The sequence below is a fragment of the Caballeronia sordidicola genome (genome assembly GCF_000729995.1).
In the GTDB taxonomy this organism is placed as follows: Bacteria; Pseudomonadota; Gammaproteobacteria; order Burkholderiales; family Burkholderiaceae; genus Caballeronia; species Caballeronia sordidicola_A.
Genome location: NZ_JNFG01000199.1, coordinates 87,233 through 111,407, shown reverse-complemented (window position 1 = coordinate 111,407; position 24,175 = coordinate 87,233). Strand labels below are relative to the sequence as shown.

Here is a 24,175-nt window from a genome sequence, read left to right as displayed (position 1 = left end):
TGATCGCCGGCCCGGCCTCTCACCGCAACATGAACGACATCGCCGATAAACAGTTCAACATCCGCACCACATGTTCGACGGACGTTGCGTCAAAGCGCAGCGTCACGCCATCCACTCGCGTAAGCGATGGCCACTGACAAAACAGATCGGCAAGCGCAGTAGTCTGCACACGCAGTTCGCATTCAACCGGTGCGGATGGCACACGCGCGGCATGCCGGATCGTGCCCGCCGCCACGTGACGTTCAACAACCGCACGCGCCGCACGCTCGATCGCGATGCACGCGCTTTCCGGTGTCTGCGTCACGCCGCTCGCATGACCGGTCGCGTTCTTGGTAACGACGAAACTGGCATCGGGGAATTGCGGCCGTGTTTCCTCGGCGAAGACATCGTCGCCTGAAAGCAGCGCGACCCGCGCACCGTATTCCGCAGCGAGTGCAGCGTACAACCCTGCTTCACCGGTCTCCACGCCGTTCAACAGCACTCGCGCAAACGCGAAGCTATTTACCGTGTGGGCGAGAATGCCGCGGCTCTGCGACATCGCGTGGTAGCCGATCATGAATACGAGGGTGGCTCCGTATTCCAGGCCCGCCATCATCCCAAGCGTCCGCGGTTTGCCGAGCACGACTTGCGCGCGAGCATCGAGCAGATCCGGTAGCAAGTTGCGGAATCCACCGTGCGAATCATTGACCCAGACCTGCGTTGCGCCGCCCGCAAATGCCCCTTGTATCGCGGCGTTTGCCTCAAGCGTCATCCAGCGGCGAGCGCGTTCATATTCGCCGTTGCCCGCACGCGTTTGCTCGGGATGGAACACACCCGCAATACCTTCTATATCGACTGAAATCAGGACGTTCATCGGGAAAATCAAAGCCAGGTCAGGTTAGCAATTGCGCGATGTCCGGCGCTGCGTCGAGTAATGAAAGACGTCGATGGCCATCGCGGCCCGGCAGCGAGGTCGCGCTCCAAAGCGCATCGACGATAGCCTGTTCGACGCTATCCGCACAGGCCTGGAAGAGCGGGTCGAGGCGGGTGTCGGCGAGGATGGCGGGCAGAGAAATATGGGTGACGTTGTGGGGCATTGTGTAGGCCGTGGAGAACGCCAAGGCGATATCTCCGCTGCCGTGTCCGTAGACGGAACCGGTGCGCGCCAGACCCGCAGCAGCACGCATGGACAGGCGTTTCAGTTGCCTTGCGTCGAGCGCGGCATCCACGGCGATGATCATGATGATCGAGCCCTGCTCCGGTTTTGTAGCGGTGGCATGGGCGTTGCGCTCCGCCAGTATCCGGCCGACCGGTTTGCCTGCGAGCGTCAGCATAGGCAGCCGACCGAAGTTAGCCAGCACCAAAGCGCCGACTGTGACCGTCTGCCCCGCTACGGATACCACGCGCGAAGCCGTGCCTATGCCGCCTTTCAGATCGAAGCACGACATGCCGCGCCCGGCGCCCACCGAGCCCCTGGCTACGCTGGCACTCGCCCCATCGCTGGCACGCCAATAGTGTTCGCCCGTGACCGCCAGCGCCTGGATATCGTTCAGGTAACCGTCGTTGCATTCGAAAACAAGCGGATTCACTGTCGGCCATTCGCGCCCGACTTGCGGATTTGCACGGATCGCAGCGCGAATCTGCGCGTCAGCAACCGCCGCTACCCCAAACGTATTCGTCAACGCAATCGGCGTCTCCAGCACCCCAAGCTCTTCAACTTGCATGAGACCGATGCTCTTGCCGAAGCCGTTGATCACGGTCACGGCAGCCGGCACCTTGCGGCGATAAGGGTCGCCCTCATGCGGACGAATGACCGTGACGCCGGTTTGCACCGACCCGTCATCCAGCGTGCAATGGCCTACTTTTACGCCCGCAACATCGGCGATCGTTCCAAGTGGCCCGCAAGGCAATACGCCAATAGAAGGCGCCAAACACGTATCGCTCATGGCCGGTCGAGTTTTGGATCCAGCGCGTCACGCAAGCCGTCGCCGAGCAGGTTGAAGGCGAGCACAGTCACGAAAATGGCGAGGCTCGGAAACAACGCGATATGCGGCGCCGTCACCATGTCGGCGCGTGCTTCGTTGAGCATCGCGCCCCACTCCGGGGTGGGCGGTTGCGCGCCAAGACCGAGGAACGAGAGGCTCGCTGCAGTGATGATCGAGGTGCCGATACGCATCGTGAAATACACGACGATCGACGATATAGTCCCCGGCAGGATATGCCGCACAATGATGGTCCAGTCCGACGCGCCGATGCTTCGCGCCGCTTCGATATACGTCAGTTGCTTGAGCATCAGCGTGTTGCCGCGCACGAGTCGCGCAAACGCTGGAATGCTGAAGATGGACACCGCGCAGACCACGTTGACCATGCCGTTGCCAAGAATGGCTACCACGCCGATCGCGAGCAGAATGCCCGGGAATGCAAACAGCACATCCGCCACGCGCATGGTGATGCGATCCCACCAGCCTTCGTAGTAACCGGCAAGCAGACCGAAGAAAGTGCCGATCGCAGCTCCGATAGCAACCGACAGGAAACCCGCCGCCAGCGAGATGCGCGTGCCCGACAGGATCCGGCTGAAAATATCGCGGCCCAAGGAATCGACGCCAAACCAATGCGCTATGGACGGCCCCGCGTTCAGCGCGTCGTAGTCGAAATAGTTCTCCGGATCATACGGAACGATGTGCGGCGCCACGATCGCCACCACCACGAGCAGCAGCACCAGCACGCCCGCTGCGAGCGCAACATGTTGCTTGCGGAACTTGCGCCAGAACTCACCCCACGGCGTGCGAATCGCGCTGTCTGCCTGCCTTACCGGCGCCACGATACTCGTCTCACTGCCTGTCGTGCTCATGCGGACCTCACTTGAAACGGATGGTCGGATTGATGACGGCGTACAGCACGTCGACAACCAGATTGATGACAATGAACTCGAGCGAAAACAGCAGCACTTCCGCCTGGATCACCGGATAGTCGCGCATGGAAACGGCATCGACCAACAAGCGCCCGAGTCCGGGCCAGTTGAATACGACTTCAACGACGATGGAGCCACCTAGCAGGAAACCAAACTGCAGCCCCATCATGGTGACGACTGGAATCATCGCGTTGCGCAGGCTGTGCTTGACGATCACCAGCCATTCAGGCACGCCCTTGGCGCGTGCGGTGCGCACGAAGTCCTCATGCATCACTTCGACGAAGGAGGCACGCGTGAAGCGCGCCATGACCGCGGCAACGGCTGCACCAAGGGTCACTGAAGGCAGCACGTAGCTCTTCCATGAACCGTCTCCGACAACCGGCAGCCAACCCAGCTTTACCGAGAAGACTTCCATCAGCAACATGCCGAGCGCGAAAGCGGGGAATGAGATTCCGGATACCGCCAAGGTCATGCCAATGCGGTCTGGCCATCGATTACGCCAAACCGCCGACGTTATCCCCACCGCCATCCCAAAGACTACTGCCCACACCATGCTCACCAGCGTCAGCAGCAAGGTCGGCATGAACCGCTGACTGATCTCCTCGCTGACAGGCCGCTTGCTGCGCGTCGAGACACCGAAATCGCCATGCGCGATGCGCCAGAAAAAATGCACGAATTGCTGCGGCAGCGGCTTGTCGAGACCAAGGTCGCTGCGTACCAGCGTGACGGTTGCATCGTCGGCTTCGGGACCGGCGGCAAGACGCGCCGGGTCCCCCGGCAGCAAATGCACGAATAGGAACACGAGCACCGCGACGATGAAAAGCGTCGGCAGCAGGCCCAGGAGACGTTTGAAGAGAAAGTTCAGCATGAAGGCAATCCGGCTGTCATGCAGCCGCCATGACCGGACATTCCGGCCACAGCCCACGACAGCAAAAGAGAATACGGAGCGTCCGGCATGACGAGCCGGACCACGCAAACAACCTTACTTGATCGCGATCTCGTCGAAGTTGAACGAACCGTCCGGCGCGACATACGCACCCGACAGGCGTTTGCTGCGCGCATAGAGCACTTTCTCCTGGACCAGGAAGATCCACGGCGCGTCGGTCCAGATGTGCTTTTGCGCGTCCGTGTACAGCGCCGTCTTCTGCGCGCGGTCGGGGGTCTCGAGCGCCTTCGACAGATCCGCATCGACCGTATCGTTCTTGTAGTAAGCAGTATTCGTGAGCTTCGGCGGTATTGAAGCCGACGCCAGCAGCGGCGAGATCGCCCAGTCGGCTTCACCGGTCGACGACGACCAGCCGGCGTAATACATCCTCACGGGTGCGCTTGCCGGGTCCGGTGCGCTCTCTACCTTCGCCACGCGCTGGCCCGCTTCCAGCGCTTCCACTTGCACCTTCACCCCGACTTGCGCGAGTTGCTGCTGCACGAATTGAATGACCTTCTGCGAAGTCGAATTGTTATACGCCGACCAGAGAGTGGACTCGAAACCGTCCGGATAGCCGGCTTCTTTCAGCAGGGCGCGCGCCTTTGCGGGATCGTACGGCCAAGGCCCCGTCTTCGACGCGTAGTCCACGCCCTGGGGCACGACACCATCGGCCGGCGTGGCGTAGCCTGAGAACGCCACCTTCGTGAGCGCGTCCTTGTTCACCGCGTAGTTCAGCGCTTCGCGGACCTTCGGGTTGTCGAACGGTTTCTTCGTCACGTTCAGGCTGATATAACGCACGATAATCGACGGCCCCGCGAACAGGTCGACCTTGGGATCGGTCTTGAGCATGGCGGCCTGTTCATAAGGCACTTGAAAGGCGAAGTCGGCTTCGCCGGTGCGCATCAACGCGGAACGCGTGTTGTTGTCGACGACCGGTTTCCAGTCGATCGCATCAATCTTCGGATACCCCGTCTTCCAGTAGCCGGCGAACTTCTTCACTGTCAGATCGCCCGCCGGGTCCCACTTCACGAATTCGAACGGGCCCGTGCCGACCGGATGAAAACCGATGTCCTTGCCCCATTTCGTCATGGCGGCCGGCGAGATCATCACTGCCGACGGATGGGCGAGCACGTTGACGAACGCAGAGAACGGCGTCTTGAGCGTGATCTTGACCGTGTACGGATCGATGACCTCGGTTTTATCGATGCGGTTGAACAGGTTGTAGCGCTTGAGCTTGTTTGCCGGATCGGTCACGCGGTCGAAGTTGGCCTTCACCGCTGCCGCGTTGAAGTCGGTGCCATCCTGGAACTTGACGCCCTGGCGCAGCTTGAACGTGTAGACGCGCGCATCGGGGCTCGCCTCATAGCTGGTTGCCAGCACATTGACGAGCTTCATGTCCTTGTCGAAACCGAACAGGCCTTGATAGAACGACTTCGCGGCGGCTTGCGAAAGCGTGTCGTTGGCGTCGTAGGGGTCCAGGCTCGTAAAGGTCGATGCAACGGCCATCACGGCGGTTTGTTCGGCGTGCGCCAACCCGCTCGCGAGCATCGAGAAAACTACCGCGCCGCCAGCAAGCAGCGCACGCAAACGAAACGGAGAAGACAGGACAAGCGAGTTCATAAGGGTGGGCTCCAGGCAGCTTGATAGTAGAAACAGGTAAGCAAAGTCGCGATGAAAAATGTGGCGCGTTGTGTGATCAGAAGCGATCAGAGGCGATCAGAGGCGATTAGTAAGCACCGCCAATCCGATGCTCGGCAACAAAATGGTCCGGGCCGACCATGACAAGCGGAGCGAAGACCGGCTCGTCGTCGAGCGCGCGTATCGGGCTTGGCATTTCATCGACGGCAAGCACGCGCTTCGCATGACGCCGCGCCGGGTCGGCGACCGGCACCGCACCCATGAGTTTTTTCGTGTAGGCATGGCGTGGTCCTTCGAACACCGCGCGGCGTGGCCCGATCTCGACGATCTGCCCGAGATACATCACCGCCACGCGATGACTGACCCGCTCGACCACCGCCATGTCATGCGAAATGAACAGATAAGCCACGCCGAGTTCACGTTGCAGATCGAGCATCAGGTTCACGATCTGCGCCTGCACGGACACATCGAGCGCCGAGACGGATTCATCGGCGATCACCACTTTGGGGTTCAATGCGAGCGCACGGGCGATGGCTATGCGCTGGCGTTGTCCGCCCGAAAACTCGTGCGGATAACGGCGTGCTGCTTCGGCCGGCAGACCCACCTTGTCAAGCAGCCATGCAACCCGCGCCTGCGCCTCGGCACCTTGCGATACACCGTGCACCAGCAGCGGCTCCATGATCGAGAAGCCGACAGTCAGGCGCGGATTCAAGGATGCAAACGGGTCCTGGAAAATGAACTGGATGTCGCGGCGCAATGCTTGCAGGGCGGGTCCGGTCAGCGAACTGATCTCGTTGCCGTCGAACTCGATCGAACCACTCTGGCTTTCAACGAGCCGCAGCAGCGAGCGCCCCGTGGTGGATTTACCGCAGCCTGATTCGCCCACTAGCGCAAGCGTTTCGCCGGGACGCAAGTCGAAACTCACGCGTTCAACTGCATGCACGCGACCCGTCACGCGGCCGAACAAACCGGTCCTGACCGGGAAGCGCGTGACCAGATCACGCACGCGCAAGATCGGCGGCGTGGTCTCGGCAATAGCCGGCTGCGCTTCGTGCGCGACCGCTGGGGCGGGAACCAGCGTTTCATCGGCGCCGGCCCGTTCCACCGTGAGAATCGGAAACTTGGCCGGTGAGTCGGTGCCTGACATCGCGCCAAGACGCGGAACGGCGGCCAGCAACGCCTTCGTATAAGGATGCGCGGGTGCCGCGAACAGGGGGCCGGACGCGCCCTCCTCCACCTTCTCGCCGTGATACATCACCAGCACGCGATCCGCCACTTCCGCGACCACGCCCATGTCATGCGTGATAAAGATCACGCCCATGTTCATCTCGTCCTGCAAGCCGCGGATCAGCTGCAGGATCTGCGCCTGGATCGTGACGTCGAGCGCGGTGGTCGGTTCATCGGCGATCAGCAGCGCGGGCTTGCATGACAGTGCCATTGCAATCATCACGCGCTGTCGCATGCCGCCCGACAACTGATGCGGAAACCGCGCTGCGACCCGACGTGCCTCAGGAATCCTGACGAGTTCAAGCAAACGCAAGGTTTCTGCGCGAGCAGCGCTGCGGCTCTTGTGCTGATGCAGTGCGATCGCTTCGCCAATCTGGTCGCCCACAGTGAACACGGGGTTCAGCGATGTCATCGGCTCCTGGAAGATCATCGCGATGTCCGCGCCGCGGATTGAACGCATCGTGGCGGACGAGGCGCGCGCGAGATCGAGCACGTGCCCGTCGCGCCGCCGGAACGCAATGGAGCCGCCGGCAATGCGGCCGCCGCCATGCTCGATCAGGCGCATCAGCGCGAGGGATGTCACCGACTTGCCCGACCCTGATTCACCGACGATCGCCAGTGTCTCGCCGCGATCGACCGTCAGCGACAGGTTGCGCACCGCGTTGAACGCCTTGTCGCCCTGGCGGAACGCGATCGAAAGATCGTCAACGGCGAGCACGCATTCGGACGGCAAGGTGTCGAGACGCGAGCGTGCAATGTGCGGTGAAATCGGCACGATGTTTTCCTCTGGAGGTGAACGCGGCTCGGGCGATGATTCGCACAGTGCCGAACGACAGATAAACAAACTTCAGCGATAGATCGCCGTGACGGGTGCTTCTCCGACCCGCGCAAAACCGCGGTACATGCCCTCGGTGTTGAACGGCAACGTGACGTTGCCGAGTGCGTCGACGGCGATCAAGCCACCGCGTCCATTAATACGTGGCAGGCGTTTCATCACGACGTCCGCTGCAGCTTCTTCCAGCGATACCCCGCGATACGCCATTTGCGCCGCAACGTCGTAAGCGGCGACCATCCGCATGAACATCTCGCCCGAACCTGTCGTGGACACTGCACAGGTTGCATCGTCCGCATAGCAGCCCGCGCCGATCAACGGGGCATCGCCCACCCGCCCGACCTGCTTGTTGGTGACACCGCCGGTCGACGTGGCGGCAGCCACGTGTCCGTGTTGATCGAGCGCAACCGCGCCGACCGTACCGAACTTTCGATTCGGATCGATGGGTTCGTGTGGCGTGGGCTCTGCGTCGCCATCCGTCAATGTGGCGCCGTCGTGATCGAGCATCACGCGTTGCTGGCCGCGTGCAAGCAGCCATTGTTTGTAGCGGGCATCGGTATGAAAGTACGAGGGGTCGACCGGTTCAAACCCCTGTGCCACGGCGAATGCTTCAGCGCCTGCACCCGTGAACATCACATGTTCGCTTGCCTCGAGCACGCGGCGCGCAACCAGGATCGGATTGCGCACGCGCTTGACGCAACAGATCGCACCGGCTTCGAGCGTGCTGCCGTCCATGATGGAAGCGTCGAGTTCATGCGTGCCATCGGCGGTAAAAACCGCGCCCCGTCCCGCGTTGAACAACGGGTTGTCTTCGAGCAGGCGTACGGCTTCGCTCACGGCGTCGAGTGCGCTGCCGCCAGCGGCCAGAACGCTCTGGCCTGTTGCCAGGATGTCGTTCAGGCTCGCGTGGTAGCGCTGCTCTGCGTCGGACTCCATCAGCGTGCGCAGGATGGTGCCTGCGCCGCCGTGAATGGCAATGACTGCGGTGGGATTCATCGTTTCGGCTTTTTGTCAGGGCGTGGAGTAATGGACGTCCGGGGTATGCCCGGCGGACGATTCGACGGACCCGGCGTCGACGGGCTGCTTTCGCCGGACGGCATCTCGGTCAGCCATGGCAATACAAATTCGGTCATGTCCGCGGCCGCTTTCGCCGAGCGTTTGGTGCGATATGCAACGGCGTCGCAGAGTGCTTCGATCACGGCCAGCACCGCTGCGTCCGAATTTGCCGCGAGCCGCCGTTCTGAGCGCACGCACAGCGTCAGGTCGGCGAACTGCCCGAGCGGTGAGTTGACGCTGTCGGTCAAGGCTAGTACGCGGGCACCCAAGCTCGCGGCACGGCGCGCGAGCTGGATCGTGTCGTCGACATAACGTGGAAACGCAATGCCGATCACGAGATCGCCCTCGCCAGCGCTGAAGAGACGGCGCGCAGCGTGTGTCGGCCCGCCAACGAACGCCAGCGATTGCACGTTGTTGTGATACGGCATCAGACCGTGCTCCATCAGCCCCGCCAGAAACGCGCTCGAGCCGGCGCCAAGCACGAACACGCGGCGCGCAGCAAGAATGGCTTCGACCGCTGCATCCGCCGCAGCGCCGTCAATGGCGCTGCGTGTCAAACGCAGATTGACTTCGGCCTGTTCAAGCGACGCGCCGAGCAATTCGTCACCGCTCGCAGGCGATTCCTGCGCTGAACGCAAGCGCTCAACCGGCGCAAGCGTCGCTTCAAAACCGCGCACGAGCGCGCCGCGAAATGCCGGATAGCCGTCGAAGCCAAGCGCTCGCGCGAAGCGGTTTGCAGTCGCCACTGAAGCGCCGACGGCATCCGCCAGTTCATCGATACGCATGGTCGCCGCACGGAACAAGTTGGCCTGCACATAGGCGCCCATGCGGCGATGGATTGGCGTCAGGCCAGGCATTGCCGCCACGATAAGCGCCGCGATGCTCAGTCCGGACGGACCGGATACAGCGGGCGGATGATCTGCCATGAAGAAGGATCAGCGGGAAGCCGAGGAAGTCTCGATGAAAGTATATTTACACAAAACTTCTCTGGAAAAAAATGTATTTTCATTGAGAGGGTTTCCCCTGAGCAGGTCCGGGAACGCGAAAACCCGGCGGAAGGGGGTACATTGCGATGGTTCATAACCGCGCTATCGCGCGGTTCGAAGCAGGCGGAATTTCTGTTGCTGCGATGGACGCAAGCGTTTAGAGGCACGCGAGGGATGCTCAAACAACAAGGGAATTTCTCGGACTGGTAGGTATCCTGATTATTATTCAGAAAGCCTCAGCCTAACGGATGCAACACCCCGCCGACCGCCGCAGAGTTCCACTCAAGCCGCACCAAAAACGAGGCCAGCACTCCGCTCAGTGCCGATGATGCATCCACCAATGCCGATGATGATCATCCGTGCGCTCACGTGTTTGACCGGGCCGTTTCGACTCGTTAATTAACAGAATAATTGCCACCAGCGCGAGGCCACCGAGACCGATCAGTACGTTGATCAGATCGATGGCGGAACTGTGCAGGCTTAATCGCGACGCGGATCCAAGGATATCCATTACGGTGTTTACAAACTGATCCATGATGCCCTCCCGCGTCCTCTGTACCTACCTCTACATGATAGGTAAACAGAGGCTTAAGAGTAAGCGGTCGTGCTTCAAATTTTTAAGGATTTTCGGGGGTGGGTTGCGGCGCTGCTTGCTAGTCGATTAATGGGCGACCGGCCGATACCCATTGCTCCAGCTCTTTCAACCGCAACCGATAACGGGCGAAGTTGTGTTCGCCGAGCCTGGAAATGTCGCCTCTCACCATGTCGCCAAGGCGAGCCGCTTCGTCGTCCCGAAGCTTGAACTCGGCGAGTACCGCTCCCAGTGCTTCCCGATCCCGCACGATCCGCGAGACCATCTCATTGATGGTTTCGCGATACCTTGCCCGGAACGGATCCGGCACTCCGGCGGCGTCGATCTGCGCCGCATACTTGGCAATGGAGCGTCGATAAGTCCAGGCAAAGAGGTCGGCTGCAATACTCGTGTCAAGTCGCTCATAGACACCGATTTTTGCACGGGCATAGTCTTCGTCACCCACATCCAGAAAGCTGAGCGGCGCACAGTTGTACAACAGCAGCGGGATGTTGGCGCTCAGGCGACCAGTCCGCTTGTTGCCGTCTTCGAAAGGCTGAAGGTAGGCCAGGTTCACCCAAAGGAAAAATGCGGCTTCGACTGGATTTTTAATGTGACGCGCCTTCTCGGTGATTTGCTCCAGCATTTCGCCAAGCAGAGAAGGAACATGAGACGGGATATAAACGGTGTTGCTGATGCTGACGACTCTTTCGCGAATCGAGCCAAGTGAGTTCTCGTCATTGAGCAGGCCTTGCATCAACAGCGTGTGGAGGTTCCGAATAACCATGGTAGTCAATCCGTACGACGGCACGTCGTCAATCAGGAATTCGATCGCCCTCTTATGATTGAGCAGCATGGTCGCGTCTTTATCGGCAGGATCAGCGGTTCCCGCGTCGAACAAGACCTCGGTGTCGAGCCTCGAATATCGATTGCCCTCGAGCCTTGACGACGAAAAAGACAGATCAATCAACAGCGGCTCAATGACCTTGCGCGCGTAGGTACCGGCAGGTTGCTGCCCCGGCGATCTTCCTTCGTTATACAGATCATTCGCGAGAGCCTGTGGAAGAAGGAAACTCTGGTTGGGGACATAGCCGTCAACGAAACGCCGTTGATAACTGATGGGCCGACGCGCACCCAGAGGCACGTCCAGTTCTGCGATCAGCGCCGCAGCAGCCTCAGACCAAACCGGCGAAGCCGTCGGTTTTGCGTTGCCTGAATTTGCAATGACAACGGGAACAGCATGTGGAATCGTTCGCCACAACAATCTATAGCGCGCCGCAGAAGTTGCTCCAATCCGTTCAAGCTTTCTATCGCCGATGAGTTTGTCGATGTAACGGAGGACCGTTGCAGGCGGAGCGCCGAGCGCCGCGGCTATGTCAGCGCGTGACATGAGGTCCTGACCACCGTAGGCGCGTTCTGCAAGGAGTTCCAAAATAGCGCCGTATAGCTCGCGTCTTGCCATGGTGGTGGGCTCGAAAGGTCGGAAAATGATCTAAGAATGACTCTTGAATCAATCATAGATCAAATTCGATGCGATTGGCTAATTTTGATGTGAGAATGAAGCGAAAATGATTCAAGAATGAGGCAAGGACACGAAATGAGCCGAAAATGATCCAAGAAGAGACGGTAGCGCGAAAATAAGACGATTCCGATCCTCGCGCGTTGAATCATGCAATCGCGCCACTTGTGCTGATGGGCGCTCCCAGCGCCCATCAGCGAAGAACCGCGAACCTCCCGTCAAACCACCGGACTGGTTTGCCTCACCTGTTTCCTCGGACCGAACATCACGAAACTGGCCACGGCCAGCACCCACGCGCCAATACAGCCGTACAGCATGACCAGGCCAAAGCCATGCACGAGCGCGGCATGAACGACCGTTCCCGATGAATCCAGGAGGGTCAGCCCCGGCAACCCCTGCTTGAGAGAGGCAACATCGCCTGCGGCTATTCGTTCAGCTAGCGATCTCAGTTGTTGCGCATCGAGAGACCCAGCAAATGTGTTCGTCAAAGACGACAAGATGCCTTCTATCAGGATGTATCCCATCAGCGCGATATTGATGGCCAGCGAAATGAGCCTCGCACTCATGTCGATGCCCGAAGCCATGCCTGCGCGCGTGCTCGGAACCGAACTGGTCGTCGTATTGGTCACGGGCGTATTGGTCAGGCCTAATCCGATGCCGGCCAACAGGCACCCCGGCAGCATGGTCAGCCAACTCGCATGCTCCGCACCACTGCCCGCGCGCATCAGGATAAAACCCGCGCCAATGGTGAACAGGCCAAGCGGAATGACGACACCCGGGTGATACCGAAGCGAAAGACGCTCGGCCAGCGGCGGTATCACCAGCGTGGGAAGCGTATAAGCCAGAAGTGCTGATCCGGCAGTTACGCTGTTGTATCTCAGGCTACTCTGGAAATAAATTGGCAGATAAATCATGAACGGCCAAAAACTGAAGTTCATGCCCATCGATCCAAACAGCGCCCCCGAAAAATTACGTATCCTGAACACGGAAAAATCGAACATCGGATGAGCATTGCTCTTTTCCGCGATTATAAAGAGGATAAAACTGATCGCCACTGCGGTAATGATGCCAATGCCCGCGATACTGGTAAAACCAAGGTCGGACCCTTGCGTAATGAAATATGCCAGGCCGAATACCGACAGGGAAAGCGTGACCATTCCGAGCAGGTCCAGCTTTTTCGCCTGCGGGTCGCTGGATTCCTGAACCCCGTTAAAAACGAGAATCAACGTCACTGTCGCAATCAGAACGTGAATCAAGAACACCCATTGCCAATTCGATACCGCGACAACGACTCCGCCCACAAGCGGACCAAAACCCAAGCCAATGCCGAATATGATCCCCCAGGCGCCGAAGGCTCTGGTACGGGCCTGTCCCTCCTGGAACTGATGCGATAACACCGCCACCTGGCAAATCAGCATCGCCCCGCCGGCTATGCCTTGAAGAAAGCGGCTCACGATTAACACTGAAACGCTCTGCGCCATTCCGCAAATCAGCGATGTGATCCCGAACAGGACAATAGCGATCATAAAAATGCGTTTCCTGCCAAACCGGTCCGCGAGCGTCCCAGTCGCCATTAAAACCGTCGTGCAGGCGATGGTGTACGCATTCATGATCCATTGCATTTCCTTGAAATCACCGTGCAATACCTTTTCAAGGGTGGGCAATATCACAGGCACGCTTGAAATTTCCAGGCCGAACATGAGCGAAGCCAGACAAATGGCGGCTAATGCAATTGAGTTTTTGTTGGGTTGAGCAAGTGTCATGAATATCACGGGTTGGCCAGATGTTCCGGCTATCCGCGCCTCCCGCATGTCGGCGTGAAACGTTGGTGCGCAGGCTTGCCATACGCACTGGATAAACCACTGAGCTCGATTCGATAACTCTGCATGTTGGATTTACACCGGAAGATTGAATGGAACCGCTCACTAAAAAACTAAAAATGCGCACCGTGCGGCATCTGCGGGTGAAAAGGTAATATAGAGGGAATTGAAGTCGTCATTGATTCATTGATTTCCTATCAATGAATCCTCCATGGAACCAATAAGGGATGGGTATGAGTGACAAGCTCCATGGCGTGACAACCTTCGTCCAGGTGGTTGAATCCGGCAGTTTCGCACTGGCCGCCGAGCGTTTGAACCTGACGCGCTCGGCCGTCGGCAAGGTGATCGTGCGACTCGAATCGCGACTCGGCGTGCGTCTGCTCCATCGCACCACGCGCAGCCAGAGCCTGACCGAAGACGGCCAGACTTACTACGATCGCTGCGTGCGGGCGCTGGCCGAACTCGATGCGGCCGAGGCCGATCTGGAAAGCGGCCGGCGCGAACCGCGTGGCCGCTTGCGCGTCAGCGTGCCGATCGCTTTCGGCCATCTCTGCGTGGCGCCGGTGCTGTTGCGCCTCGCGTCCAGGCATCCGCAATTGCAGATCGACATTTCGTTCAGCGATCGCGCGGTGGATCTGGTGGAAGAAGGATTCGATCTCGCGGTTCGTATCGGCGAGTTACGCGATAGCGTAAGCCTCGCGGCGCGCCGTCTGGGTACGCAGTACTCGAGCATTGGCGCCGCGCCGTCGTATGTGGCGCGGCACGGGCTGCCGGCGAGTCTCGAAGAGATGGACGGACATGCGGGCATTGCTTACTCACGCGCCGGCGCGTTGTCGCCCTGGCAAGTACGGGATATCGACGGCCAGGTGCGGCAGGCGCGCATCCAGCCGCAAGTGAGCCTGGACGATGTGCAGGCGATAGCCGCGGCGGCTATCGAAGGGTTTGGGCTGGCGTGGTTGCCCAGCTGGCTGCTGACGCGTTACGAGAAGACCGGTGAACTGGTGGTGGTCATGAATAGCTGTGGCATGCTGCCTCAGGATATTCACGCAGTGTGGCCTCAAACGCGCTACCTGCCCTTGAAGACGCGGCGTGCTATTGACGCACTGGTCGCCGAGATTCCCGGGATGATCGGGGGTTGAAGCTAAGGCCGCCGGGGGGTGCTTTCCTTTTCACCAGTGCGCGACTTTCGGCAACTGCCACCCATACGTGACAGACGCCACGCGCAAGATGAAACACGCGGCGCCGCTGAGGAGTGCGGCGGCCATCGGCGAAAGACCCAGCCGGCGGCTAACGACCAGCACGACCCCTCCCACGAACGCGGCGCTCGCATAGATATCGGCGACGAGCACCATCGGCACGCGGGCCAGCAGGATGTCGCGTATCACGCCACCGCCTACGCCGGTGATCGTACCCATCAGCGTCGATATGAAAGGCCCAATGCCGTAGCTCAGCGCCTTCTGCGCGCCCGCAACGGCGAACAGCGCAAGCCCGGCTGCGTCCAGCACCATGAGCAAGGGCGCGGAGAGCGTGCGGGCCTCGCTGTGAAAGATGAAGGTCAGCAAGCCCGCGAGGAACGCGATCGCCGGATAGCGCCAGTCGCGCACGGCATTGGGGGGCGTCGCGCCGATCAGCAAATCGCGAATCACGCCGCCGCCCAGCGCCACGACAAACGACAGGACCATCACCCCGAGCAGGTCAAGTCCGCTTTGCATGGCGGTGATCGCGCCCTCGGCGGCAAACACGGCCGTGCCCGCGAGGTCAGCTACCAGGACTGTCGTTTCTATTTTCTTCATCGTTCAGATCTGCGTTTGATAGTGCTCGAGTATCGGGGAGCACGCGGCATAACATCAAGCGGCGCGCCCCAGATAACGCTTCACCTCAGCGTCGATCCATTCCATGAAATGCGCCTGCTTCACGCTCAACACTTCACGTTGCTGCCAGACCAGCCAGTACGGATAGGGGTATGGCACGTGTATATCGGTAATCTGAACGAGCTCGCCGCGAGCAATGGCGTCTGCAACGAGCGTGCGCCGTTCGAGCGCGATCCCCTGCCCCAGCAGCACTGCGCCCAATACGATGTTCGAATCGTTCGCGAAGAGCCCGCTCACGTTGCCGGGTTCGCGCACATTGGCCGCGTGGCACCACTCGGTCCAGGGGGCATCGGTGCTTCTTATCAACGGGCACGCCAGGATTTCCTCCGCGGAGCGAGGAAGCCCACCTCCGTTGAAATGAGGCGCCGCGACGACCAGCAGTTCATCGCTGAACAACTCTTTCTGGGCGAGACCGGGCCAATGTCCTTGGCCCATTCGAATGCTGACATCGGCAAGACCCTGCCGCATGTCCTGGATCTCAAGGCTCGTCTGCAAGCGCACCCGGTAATACGGATGATGCTCGCGCAAACTCGATAAGCGAGGCAGCAGCCAATGCAGCGCAAACGACGGCAGCGTTGCAATAACCAGTTCGCTTTCTTGAGGACGGGCCTGGGCCAGAAGCGTCGCGTTCGCAATATCGCGAAGCGCCGAACGTATTTCGAGCGCATAGAGACGTCCCTCTTCCGTGAGCCGCAATCCTCTTGCTTCACGCACGAAGAGCGCAATGCCCATGCTGTCTTCGAGAATCCTGATCTGCTGACTGACCGCCGAGTGCGTCACGTGGAGTTCGCGCGCAGCGAGCGTGACGCCGCCGAGCCTGGCGGCCGCTTCGAAACATCGGAGCGCGGTTAGAGGCGGGATGTTTTTCATGTAAGATTTTCTTACGAAAGACGTTTGTTTATGTCGCTTTTCATACGTCGTCTAAATGGATAACCTGATGGAATCGTCTGTCTTAGGGGCCCTTGTGCAAGCGCGTTCAGCGGTGCGCATAAAGACGGCTACATGATAGATATTCTAACGGGAAGTGTATGCAACTGATTGGAATGCTGGACTCGCCCTATGTTCGCCGGGTGGCTATTTGTCTCAAGCTGCTTGGGCTTGATTTCGAGCATCGTTCGATTTCCGTGTTCAGTGGCTTCGAGGAATTCCGCAAGCTCAACCCGGTCGTGAAGGCACCAACCTTGATTCTCTACGATGGTCAATGCGTGATGGATTCAACACTGATCCTCGACTATGTGACATCCATTGCCGGGTCGACCGACACGTCGACACCCGGCCGCGCGGACGATCGGTTGCGCGCAACCAGGCTCACCGGCCTCGCGTTGGCAGCGTGTGACAAGACGGTTCAGATTGTCTATGAACGCAACTTGCGTCCTGTCGAAAAACAGCATGAGCCGTGGGTCGATCGCGTCAGTGTTCAGTTGCTGGCGGCGTACGCTGGGCTCGAGGCCGAAGTGGCCTTGTTGGGTGCCCTGCCGCTCGACGCGGATCGGCTTGGACAGGCGGGCGTCACGGTTGCCGTCGCCTGGAGATTCACCCAGATGATGGTGCCGAAGATTGTTATCGCAGCGGAGTATCCGAACCTGCAAGCGTTCTCCGCTTTCGCCGAGCAACAACCTGCTTTTGAGAGCACGCCGCCGGAATGAAGAGAAGCGCTCGCGCCGGCGCACCGCTCGCAGTGCATCCGGCGCGTACGAACAACGCCCCCTTAATCAGCGCCAGCGCCCATATCAGACTCGGCATCCATCGCCAGCACGGTCACCCCCACATCGATCCGATGTGACCCGCCGCCGAGAATCATCCCGCGCAGCAGCGACACGTCGCTATAGTCCCGCCCCGTGGCAAGCGTCACATGTTCGAGATCGGCGAGCACATCGTTCGTCGGATCAAGATCGATCCACCCGCTGCCGGGGCAAAACACCGACACCCACGCATGCGATGCATCCGCGCCGATCAGCTTCTCCTGCCCCGGCGCGGGATCATTGCGCAAATATCCGCTCACATACCGGGCGGGCAACCCGAGCGAGCGCATGCATCCGATCATTACCTGCGCAAAATCCTGGCAGACGCCCCGGCGCATTTCAAACGCGCGATGCGCCGGCGTGTCGTAGGAAGTCGCCAAAGGCTTGTACTTGAAGTCGGCGTGAATCCGGTGCATCAGGTCGATGGCCCCCTGCGCCAGCGGCATCCCCGCAGGAAAGCTCTCCAATGCATAGTCCCGCAAATCCTGCCCGAGACTGACGTTGGGCGACGCAAAGCAAAACTCCGTCTCCGGGCGAAACGGGGCGTGGGCGCTAAAACGCATACCCTTCGCGACCTCGTCCCACGCCGGGGTGGTCGCCGGATCGAGCGAGGCCCATCGCGGCGTCAGTTCAACGGTCGTTTCGCTGACCATCTGCAATGACCGGTGCGGTGACTCGAGCGAAAAATACAGCACGTCGTTACCGAAGGTATCGACGCGACTGTTGATGTACGGCGGCTTCGGCTCAATGCTTTCGGTGTGCGAGATCACCCGCTGCCACGCGCAGCTCTGCGGCCGGATGGTCGCGAGATGCTGAGCGGTTTCCACATAGGTTGAATAGCGGTAGGTCGTCCGGTGCGACACCCACAACACGGTTTTCGGAATCTTCACGACGACACCTGCAATGCCTGCGTATTCGCGTGGCTGAAGTAACGCGCGCTGATTTCATGCGCAGCGGCGCTCACGTGATCGCCGAGTGCTTCGCAGGCCTGGATGAGCTCGCTATAGTTCCCTTCCTCGTCAGTCGTGCAAAGTTGCTCGAGTCCTCGCAGCGACTTGAGCAACAGCGTGGCGTCGCTGAATGCGCCGTAGTTCGTATTGCCGGCCGCAATTGAAATCTCGTTGAGCTTTGTGCATAAGCGCTTGTACACGCCATACAGGCCGCGCGGGTTGGTCGGCTCGACCACCAGCAAGTCGATCAGTGCCGGAACCTCGAAACGTCCCGGATAAAGCGATCGATAGGTGAGCGTGCTGTCGAACAATTGCAGCAGCAAATCGAACCCGGCCGGCGTCGTCATCTGGCCATGCTCGGCGGCCACGCGCAGGAAGGTGGTCATCGTCCATACGCGTTCGATGTGCCGTCCCGCAAACACCAGCTTCCACGCTTCGTCGCGCGTCATGCGGTCGCCCTGCGCGCCGCTGATCGCGAGCAGTTGCGCCGACAGCGTTTCAAGCGTTCGCGTGAGCTTCACGCGGTCATAACGCTCCACGTCCGGTCCCGGCTTGAAGTGCTGGATGGCATCGCGGAAATCGTTTCGCGCGGCCAGGATCGTGCGCCAGTGATCGGTCGAAAGACGTCCGCGGATCTCGCTGCTCGCACGCACCTGGCTCGCCAGGTTCTGGCCTATGCTCGCCGCGGCGCCGTTCTCGCCAATGTTGGCGACCAGCAGGCGTTCGAGCCCGCGCGCGGTGTGTCCCTGCAAAGGCGTACCCGGCGGCAGCAGGCCACTCTGCCACGCGAGGTCCACCATGGTCTCCAGCATGCCCTCTGAGTCGTTGCTGTCGATCGACGAGAGGATCACGCGCAGTAGCCGCACGTTGTTCTCGGCGCGCTCTCCGTATCGTCCGGCCCAGAAGAGGTTTTCGGCTGCCCGGCTCGATACCGTCCGATGCTTGCGCGCAAGGTCAGCCGGTTTGATCGGTGTGGGGAGCAGCGAGAAGCTTGAACCCGGCTTGCTCGACAGCACCCAGGTGTCGACGCTGCTGCTGCCGTATTGCATCGATACCGACGGTTGGCGCTCAGCCCCAAGCCGCGTGAATCCGCCCGGCATCACTGACCAGCCGCCATCGATATTCGCAATCGCGAAAACACGCAGCACCGACGGCCGTCCTGTCAACGTGTTGTCTTCGTAACGCGGCGCGTGCGAACTCGGGAACAGGTTCTGGATCGTGAAAGCATCAGGCATGGCGTCGATCCGCGTGCGCCAGCCGGCTAGCGGTTGCAGGCCGTCGCCGAAACCGCGCGGGCCGCCGCCATTGAGCGCCAAGCCCGGCCAGGTGGGAATCACGAACGCCTTGTCCAGACGCGCCAGCACCGCTTCGCGCGCCGCTTCCTCACCGCACCACCAGGTGGGCACGCTGGCGAGTGCCAGCGGCTCGTCGAGCAGCGCCCGCGAGATGGCCGGCAGGAAACCATGCAGCGCCGGCGATTCGACAAAACCCGAGCCCGGCACGTTGGACACCATCACGTTGCCGGCCCGCATCACCTGCAACAGGCCCGGCACGCCGATGGTCGAATCAGCGCGCAATTCGACCGGATCGCAGAATGCATCGTCCAGGCGGCGCATCAATACATGAACCCGTTCCAGTCCGGCGAATGTCTTCAGGAACAGCATGTCGTCGCGCACGGTCAGGTCCTTACCTTCGACCAGCGTGACGCCAAGGTAGCGAGCAAGGAACGCATGCTCGAAGAAGGTTTCACTGAAAGGCCCGGGCGTGAGCAGCGCGATGTGCGGCGATCCTTCTCCCGACATCAGCGCCCGGCCGCCCTGGACCAGTGCTGCGATCAGTTGCGAGTAGAACGGGGCGAGCCGCTGGACCTTCATGGAACGGAACGGCTCGGCGAATACGTCGGAGACGATCAGCCGGTTTTCCAGCGCATAACCGAGTCCGGAAGGCGCTTCCGTCCGGTGCGCCATCACGGTCCACGCGCCGTTAGGGGCACGCGTCAAGTCCACTGCCACAAGCTGCAGATACTGCGAGCCGGGCGGCACGAAGCCCTTCACCGAGCGCAGATACCCCGGATGTCCAAACACCAGCGCGGGCGGCAGCAGGCCGTCGTGCAGCAGTGTCTGCGGCCCGTAGATATCGGCGACTACGGCATTGAGCAACTTCGCGCGCTGCGTCACCGCGCGCTCGATCACCGACCACTCGTTTTCATCGATAAGAAACGGCAGCAGGTCCAGCGACCACGGACGAGGTTCGCCCTTGTCCGCGTAGACGTTGTAGCTGATGTCGTTATCGCGGACCTGCTGCGCAATGGTCGCGGTCGCCCGGTCGAGGCCGGCTATGCCGTCGTCGCCGAGGAGATCGAAGAATTGCTGCCAGGAAGCGCGCAACTGGCCCGACGCGTCGCGCAGTTCGTCCCAATGACCCTCCCGGGCCGGGACCGCGCGAAGGTGTGACGACACACTCGCGCGGTTCGTGATTGCTTCAAACGGAAGCGTGGATTGGAAGGCCAAATTGAGCAGTTTTAGTTGTTAAGGCTACCGTCGGCGCAAATCGAGTGTGAAAGGGAATTCCAGGCTGCGCTTTGGTTCCTCCACGACCATCCGTCCAGGTGTATGGCCGATCCTGAAAAAACGTGCGCGCCGCCGGCTTTCAGCCTCGTATGCGTTGACCGGATAGGTCACATAGTTGCGGCCACCCGGATGGGCTACATGATACCGGCATCCACCTATGGAACGGTTGCTCCAAGTGTCAACTATGTCAAAGGTAAGCGGCGCATCTACACCGATTGACGGATGCAGCGCCGTCGGCTGGGACCATGCCCTAAAGCGCACGCCGGCCACATGTTCGCTCACCCGGCCGGTCGGTTGCAACGGCAGTGGCACGCCGTTGACCGTCACCACATGGCGGTTGTCGTTGAGCCCGAGCACCCGCACTTCGAGCCGTTCCACCGACGAATCCACATAGCGCACCGTCCCGCCCGGCGACCCCTGCTCGCCCATCACGTGCCACGGCTCCAGCGCGCTGCGCACCGTCAGTTCGATGCCGTTCGTCTGGACCGCTCCGACAAGCGGGAAACGGAATTCGAAATGCGGCGCGAACCACGCGGCATCGAATGCATAACCGGCTTCGTTGAGGTCCGCGATGACATCGTGGAAATCCATTTCGATGAACGTGCTGAGCATGAAACGGTCATGCAGTTCCGTGTCCCAGCGCGTGAGACGCGTGGTGTACGGCTTGTCCCAGAAGCGCGCGACCAGCGTGCGCAACAGCAACTGCTGGACGAGGCTCATGCGCGCATGCGGCGGCATTTCAAAGCCCCGCAGTTCGAGCAGGCCGAGGCGGCCGGTCGGGCCATCGGGTGAATACAGCTTGTCGATGCAGAACTCCGCGCGATGTGTGTTGCCGGTCACATCGATCAACAAATTGCGCAACGTCCGGTCGATCAGCCACGGCGGCAGCAATGCACTATCGCGTCCGCCCAGGCGTTCGAGTTGATGCTCGATCTCCTTGAACGCAATCTCGAGTTCGTAGAGCTGGTCGTTGCGTGCTTCGTCAACACGCGGCGCCTGGCTCGTCGGCCCGAGGAACAATCCCGAGAACAGGTACGACATCGACGGATGGTTGATGAAGTACGCGATCAGGCTTGCAAGCAGGTCGGGACGTCGCAGGAACGGACTGTCGGCAGGCGTCGCACCGCCAAGCACGAAGTGATTGCCGCCGCCCGTGCCGGTGTGACGCCCGTCGGTCATGAACTTCTCGGTGCTGAGGTAACTTTCGTGCGCCGATTGATACAGGAACTCGGTGTGATCGACGAGTTGATCCCAGCTCGACGCCGGGTGAATGTTCACCTCGATCACGCCCGGGTCCGGCGTGACTTGCAGCATCTTGAGACGGGCATCGCGTGGCGGCGGATAGCCTTCTATCACCACTTTCATGTGCAGATCGGCGGCGGTTGCTTCAATGGCCGCGAGCAGGTCGAGGTAGTCATCGAGTTCGGTCAGCGGCGGCATGAACACATGCAGCAGGCTCTTGCCGCTTCCGAATGATTTCTCTTCGACGTCCGGTCCCGCCGCACGCGCCGGATCTCGCGCTTCAACGCACAATGCCGTACGCCGGATCCATGAAGCCGACTCGCCGCGCGACGGCTCGCGGGTTGAGGTTGCAGGCGCGCGCCCGGTACCGGCGGCTACGCCCGCGCCCGTGCCTGCTCCGGCAGCCTCGCCCGCTCTTCCTTCTAAGGTCTCGCCGGGGATCGCTTCCCCGCGATATTGCATGCGCAATTCCATCGCCTGGCGCAACGGCGCAGGCGGCCCGAACGGATCGTGCGGATGTTGATAAGGAAAGTCCCCCTCGCTCACCCACGGCAGCGATTCAAGCGGCAAGCGGTAACCCATCGGCGAGTCGCCGGGAATCAGGTACATGCGGCCATCGCGGAAAAACCAGGGGCCGCTGACCCATGTCGGCGCTTGCAGCGGAACATCACGTTCGCGCGCGATAGGCAGCACATAACCCGTCACCTGCGACAAACCTGCATCGAACACACGACGCAAGCGCATGCGTTCCATCTCGTCGTCGAGTTCGGATTCGAACGGGTCCACGTTCACCGGCAAGCGGCGCTCGCGCCACAGGTAGTAGAACGTGTCTTCGTAACCGGGCTGGATATACGACGGATCCAGCGAGACCTTGTCGGCGAGATGTTCGATAAACCGCCGTGCATCTTCGGCCGTGTATTGACCGGGATCGCGTTCATCGGCGAAGAGTTTGGGGTCTTCCCAGATCGGCTCGCCATCCGCGCGCCAGAACAGCGACATGGCCCAGCGCGGCAACTGCTCTCCCGGATACCACTTGCCTTGTCCGAGATGCAGGAAACCGCCCACGCCGTAACGCGCACGCAACTTGTCCATCAGCGAGACCGCATAACCGCGCTTCGTCGGACCCAGTGCGTCGGTATTCCATTCGGCAGCATCGCGATCGCTCACGGCGACGAACGTGGGCTCGCCGCCCATGGTCAGGCGCACGTCCATGTCGGTCAGTTGCTGGTCGACTTGCGCGCCCATCTTCTGCACCGCAGTCCACACTTCTTCCGTGTACGGCTTCGTCACGCGGGGCGTTTCGAGCACGCGCTGCACCTGCATGATGTGCTCGAACTCGACTTCGCTTTCATCGACCGCGCCGGAGATGGGCGCAGCGCTCCCCGGCTCAGGCGTGCAGGCGACGGGGATGTGCCCCTCGCCGGCCAGCAGCCCCGAGGTCGGGTCGAGTCCGATCCAGCCCGCGCCAGGCAGGAAGACCTCGCACCACGCGTGCAGGTCGGTGAAGTCGACTTCGGTGCCGCTCGGGCCATCGAGGGACTTCTGGTCGGGGGTGAGCTGGATCAGGTAACCCGACACGAACCGCGCGGCCAGCCCGAGCTGCCGCAAGGTTTCAACGAGCAGCCAACCCGTGTCGCGGCATGATCCCAACGCTTTGTCGAGCGTCTCTTCCGGCGTCTGGACGCCGGGTTCCATGCGGATCACATAGCCAATATCGTGCTGCAACCGCTGGTTCAGTTCGACCAGGAAATCGGCCGTTACCTTGGGCGTCTTGTCGATGCTCTCGACAAACTTGGCCAGCAACGGCGTGGGCTCGCGCTTGATCAGATACGGCGCCAACTCAACCGCGAGTTCCGGTTCGTACTCGAACGGGAATTTCTCGGCGTAGGGCTCGAGGAAGAAGTCGAAGGGGTTGTACACCGCCATTTCGGCAACCAGATCGACTGTGATCTTGAATTCCCGCGTTTTCTCCTGGAAGACGAGCCGCGCCTGGTAGTTGGCGAACGCGTCCTGCTGCCAGTTGATGAAGTGATCGGCTGGCTCGACCCGCATCGAATAGGAAACGATCGGGGTACGGCAATGCGGCGCAGGCCGCAGGCGCACGACCTGCGGTGAAAGGCCGACGAGGCGGTCATAACGGTAGTGCGTGACATGGTTCAACGCGACACGGATTGACACACCTGACTCCTGGACGAATTTTGGCAATCTTCAAAAGCAAACTCCATGCCGTTTGGTCGAATGCACCATCGGGCAAGGCTCCCGGCGGCTTACATGCACGAAATACTGCGTACAAGCCGTTTCAAGTGTCCGTCGATGCACCAAACTGGCGCGTAAAA

18 protein-coding genes are annotated in these 24,175 nt (G+C 60.7%); 2 read left to right on the top strand and 16 right to left on the bottom strand.

Annotation, left to right across the window (positions count from 1 at the left end; translation table 11 throughout):
• Window positions 1–19 precede the first annotated feature (19 nt).
• The 11 genes from FH08_RS0135280 to FH08_RS0135230 form a co-directional block, all read right to left on the bottom strand.
• Window positions 20–853 carry a M55 family metallopeptidase gene (locus tag FH08_RS0135280; protein WP_031362850.1) on the bottom strand — a complete coding sequence of 278 codons (834 nt, stop codon included), beginning with the start codon at window positions 851–853 and terminating at the stop codon, window positions 20–22.
• 19 nt (window positions 854–872) lie between these two features.
• On the bottom strand, window positions 873–1,925 hold the full coding sequence (locus tag FH08_RS0135275; protein ID WP_031362849.1) for a P1 family peptidase: 1,053 nt from the start codon (window positions 1,923–1,925) through the stop codon (window positions 873–875).
• Complete coding sequence (gsiD, locus tag FH08_RS0135270) at window positions 1,922–2,830, bottom strand: glutathione ABC transporter permease GsiD (protein ID WP_035568265.1); 909 nt, start codon at window positions 2,828–2,830, stop codon at window positions 1,922–1,924. Before gsiD ends, FH08_RS0135275 begins: the two co-directional genes overlap by 4 nt.
• A 7-nt stretch (window positions 2,831–2,837) precedes the next feature.
• Window positions 2,838–3,758, bottom strand: coding sequence for a glutathione ABC transporter permease GsiC (gene gsiC / locus FH08_RS0135265; RefSeq protein ID WP_031362847.1), 921 nt, complete (start codon window positions 3,756–3,758; stop codon window positions 2,838–2,840).
• Window positions 3,759–3,872: 114 nt separating this feature from the next.
• Window positions 3,873–5,435, bottom strand: coding sequence for a glutathione ABC transporter substrate-binding protein GsiB (gene gsiB / locus FH08_RS0135260; RefSeq protein WP_031362846.1), 1,563 nt, complete (start codon window positions 5,433–5,435; stop codon window positions 3,873–3,875).
• Window positions 5,436–5,541: 106 nt separating this feature from the next.
• Window positions 5,542–7,455 carry a dipeptide ABC transporter ATP-binding protein gene (locus FH08_RS0135255; protein WP_031362845.1) on the bottom strand — a complete coding sequence of 638 codons (1,914 nt, stop codon included), beginning with the start codon at window positions 7,453–7,455 and terminating at the stop codon, window positions 5,542–5,544.
• Between the two features lie 72 nt (window positions 7,456–7,527).
• Complete coding sequence (locus FH08_RS0135250) at window positions 7,528–8,508, bottom strand: isoaspartyl peptidase/L-asparaginase family protein (RefSeq protein ID WP_031362844.1); 981 nt, start codon at window positions 8,506–8,508, stop codon at window positions 7,528–7,530.
• Window positions 8,505–9,494 carry a MurR/RpiR family transcriptional regulator gene (locus tag FH08_RS0135245; RefSeq protein WP_031362843.1) on the bottom strand — a complete coding sequence of 330 codons (990 nt, stop codon included), beginning with the start codon at window positions 9,492–9,494 and terminating at the stop codon, window positions 8,505–8,507. The genes FH08_RS0135250 and FH08_RS0135245 overlap by 4 nt, the downstream gene beginning before the upstream one ends.
• A gap of 376 nt (window positions 9,495–9,870) precedes the next feature.
• Window positions 9,871–10,089 carry a hypothetical protein gene (locus tag FH08_RS0135240; protein ID WP_031362842.1) on the bottom strand — a complete coding sequence of 73 codons (219 nt, stop codon included), beginning with the start codon at window positions 10,087–10,089 and terminating at the stop codon, window positions 9,871–9,873.
• A gap of 118 nt (window positions 10,090–10,207) precedes the next feature.
• Entirely contained in the window at window positions 10,208–11,026 is an 819-nt protein-coding gene (locus FH08_RS53710) for a Fic family protein (RefSeq protein ID WP_235210599.1), read from the bottom strand.
• An 836-nt stretch (window positions 11,027–11,862) separates the two neighbouring features.
• Window positions 11,863–13,407: an MFS transporter gene (locus tag FH08_RS0135230; protein WP_031362840.1), complete on the bottom strand. Its 1,545-nt coding sequence runs from the start codon at window positions 13,405–13,407 to the stop codon at window positions 11,863–11,865.
• 290 nt (window positions 13,408–13,697) lie between these two features.
• Between FH08_RS0135230 and FH08_RS0135225 the strand changes: the two genes are divergently transcribed.
• Window positions 13,698–14,603: a LysR family transcriptional regulator gene (locus FH08_RS0135225; RefSeq protein WP_031362839.1), complete on the top strand. Its 906-nt coding sequence runs from the start codon at window positions 13,698–13,700 to the stop codon at window positions 14,601–14,603.
• Window positions 14,604–14,633: 30 nt separating this feature from the next.
• Here the strand turns inward: FH08_RS0135225 and FH08_RS0135220 are convergent, their stop codons facing one another.
• Both FH08_RS0135220 and FH08_RS0135215 read right to left on the bottom strand, forming a co-directional pair.
• A complete protein-coding gene (locus tag FH08_RS0135220) occupies window positions 14,634–15,257 on the bottom strand; it encodes a trimeric intracellular cation channel family protein (protein WP_031362838.1) in 624 nt (207 codons plus the stop codon).
• A gap of 54 nt (window positions 15,258–15,311) precedes the next feature.
• The gene (locus tag FH08_RS0135215) at window positions 15,312–16,205 is read right to left on the bottom strand and encodes a LysR substrate-binding domain-containing protein (protein WP_031362837.1); all 894 of its coding nucleotides are present in this window, start codon (window positions 16,203–16,205) and stop codon (window positions 15,312–15,314) included.
• Window positions 16,206–16,363: 158 nt separating this feature from the next.
• Between FH08_RS0135215 and FH08_RS0135210 the strand changes: the two genes are divergently transcribed.
• A complete protein-coding gene (locus tag FH08_RS0135210) occupies window positions 16,364–16,981 on the top strand; it encodes a glutathione S-transferase (RefSeq protein ID WP_031362836.1) in 618 nt (205 codons plus the stop codon).
• Between the two features lie 62 nt (window positions 16,982–17,043).
• Here the strand turns inward: FH08_RS0135210 and FH08_RS0135205 are convergent, their stop codons facing one another.
• From FH08_RS0135205 to FH08_RS0135195, 3 genes are read right to left on the bottom strand one after another with little or no spacing between them, the layout of a single operon-like run.
• Window positions 17,044–17,967: a transglutaminase family protein gene (locus tag FH08_RS0135205; RefSeq protein ID WP_031362835.1), complete on the bottom strand. Its 924-nt coding sequence runs from the start codon at window positions 17,965–17,967 to the stop codon at window positions 17,044–17,046.
• Entirely contained in the window at window positions 17,964–20,537 is a 2,574-nt protein-coding gene (locus FH08_RS0135200; RefSeq protein WP_031362834.1) for a circularly permuted type 2 ATP-grasp protein, read from the bottom strand. Before FH08_RS0135200 ends, FH08_RS0135205 begins: the two co-directional genes overlap by 4 nt.
• 24 nt (window positions 20,538–20,561) lie before the next feature.
• Window positions 20,562–24,017 carry a DUF2126 domain-containing protein gene (locus FH08_RS0135195; protein ID WP_031362833.1) on the bottom strand — a complete coding sequence of 1,152 codons (3,456 nt, stop codon included), beginning with the start codon at window positions 24,015–24,017 and terminating at the stop codon, window positions 20,562–20,564.
• Window positions 24,018–24,175 lie beyond the last annotated feature (158 nt).

Coding starts and splice junctions, on each gene's coding strand:
- FH08_RS0135280 (WP_031362850.1), bottom strand. CDS start 853: ATGAACGTCCTGATTTCAGTCGATATAGAAGGTATTGCGGGTGTGTTC.
- FH08_RS0135275 (WP_031362849.1), bottom strand. CDS start 1,925: ATGAGCGATACGTGTTTGGCGCCTTCTATTGGCGTATTGCCTTGCGGG.
- gsiD (WP_035568265.1), bottom strand. CDS start 2,830: ATGAGCACGACAGGCAGTGAGACGAGTATCGTGGCGCCGGTAAGGCAG.
- gsiC (WP_031362847.1), bottom strand. CDS start 3,758: ATGCTGAACTTTCTCTTCAAACGTCTCCTGGGCCTGCTGCCGACGCTT.
- gsiB (WP_031362846.1), bottom strand. CDS start 5,435: ATGAACTCGCTTGTCCTGTCTTCTCCGTTTCGTTTGCGTGCGCTGCTT.
- FH08_RS0135250 (WP_031362844.1), bottom strand. CDS start 8,508: ATGAATCCCACCGCAGTCATTGCCATTCACGGCGGCGCAGGCACCATC.
- FH08_RS0135245 (WP_031362843.1), bottom strand. CDS start 9,494: ATGGCAGATCATCCGCCCGCTGTATCCGGTCCGTCCGGACTGAGCATC.
- FH08_RS0135240 (WP_031362842.1), bottom strand. CDS start 10,089: ATGGATCAGTTTGTAAACACCGTAATGGATATCCTTGGATCCGCGTCG.
- FH08_RS0135230 (WP_031362840.1), bottom strand. CDS start 13,407: ATGACACTTGCTCAACCCAACAAAAACTCAATTGCATTAGCCGCCATT.
- FH08_RS0135225 (WP_031362839.1), top strand. CDS start 13,698: ATGAGTGACAAGCTCCATGGCGTGACAACCTTCGTCCAGGTGGTTGAA.
- FH08_RS0135220 (WP_031362838.1), bottom strand. CDS start 15,257: ATGAAGAAAATAGAAACGACAGTCCTGGTAGCTGACCTCGCGGGCACG.
- FH08_RS0135215 (WP_031362837.1), bottom strand. CDS start 16,205: ATGAAAAACATCCCGCCTCTAACCGCGCTCCGATGTTTCGAAGCGGCC.
- FH08_RS0135210 (WP_031362836.1), top strand. CDS start 16,364: ATGCAACTGATTGGAATGCTGGACTCGCCCTATGTTCGCCGGGTGGCT.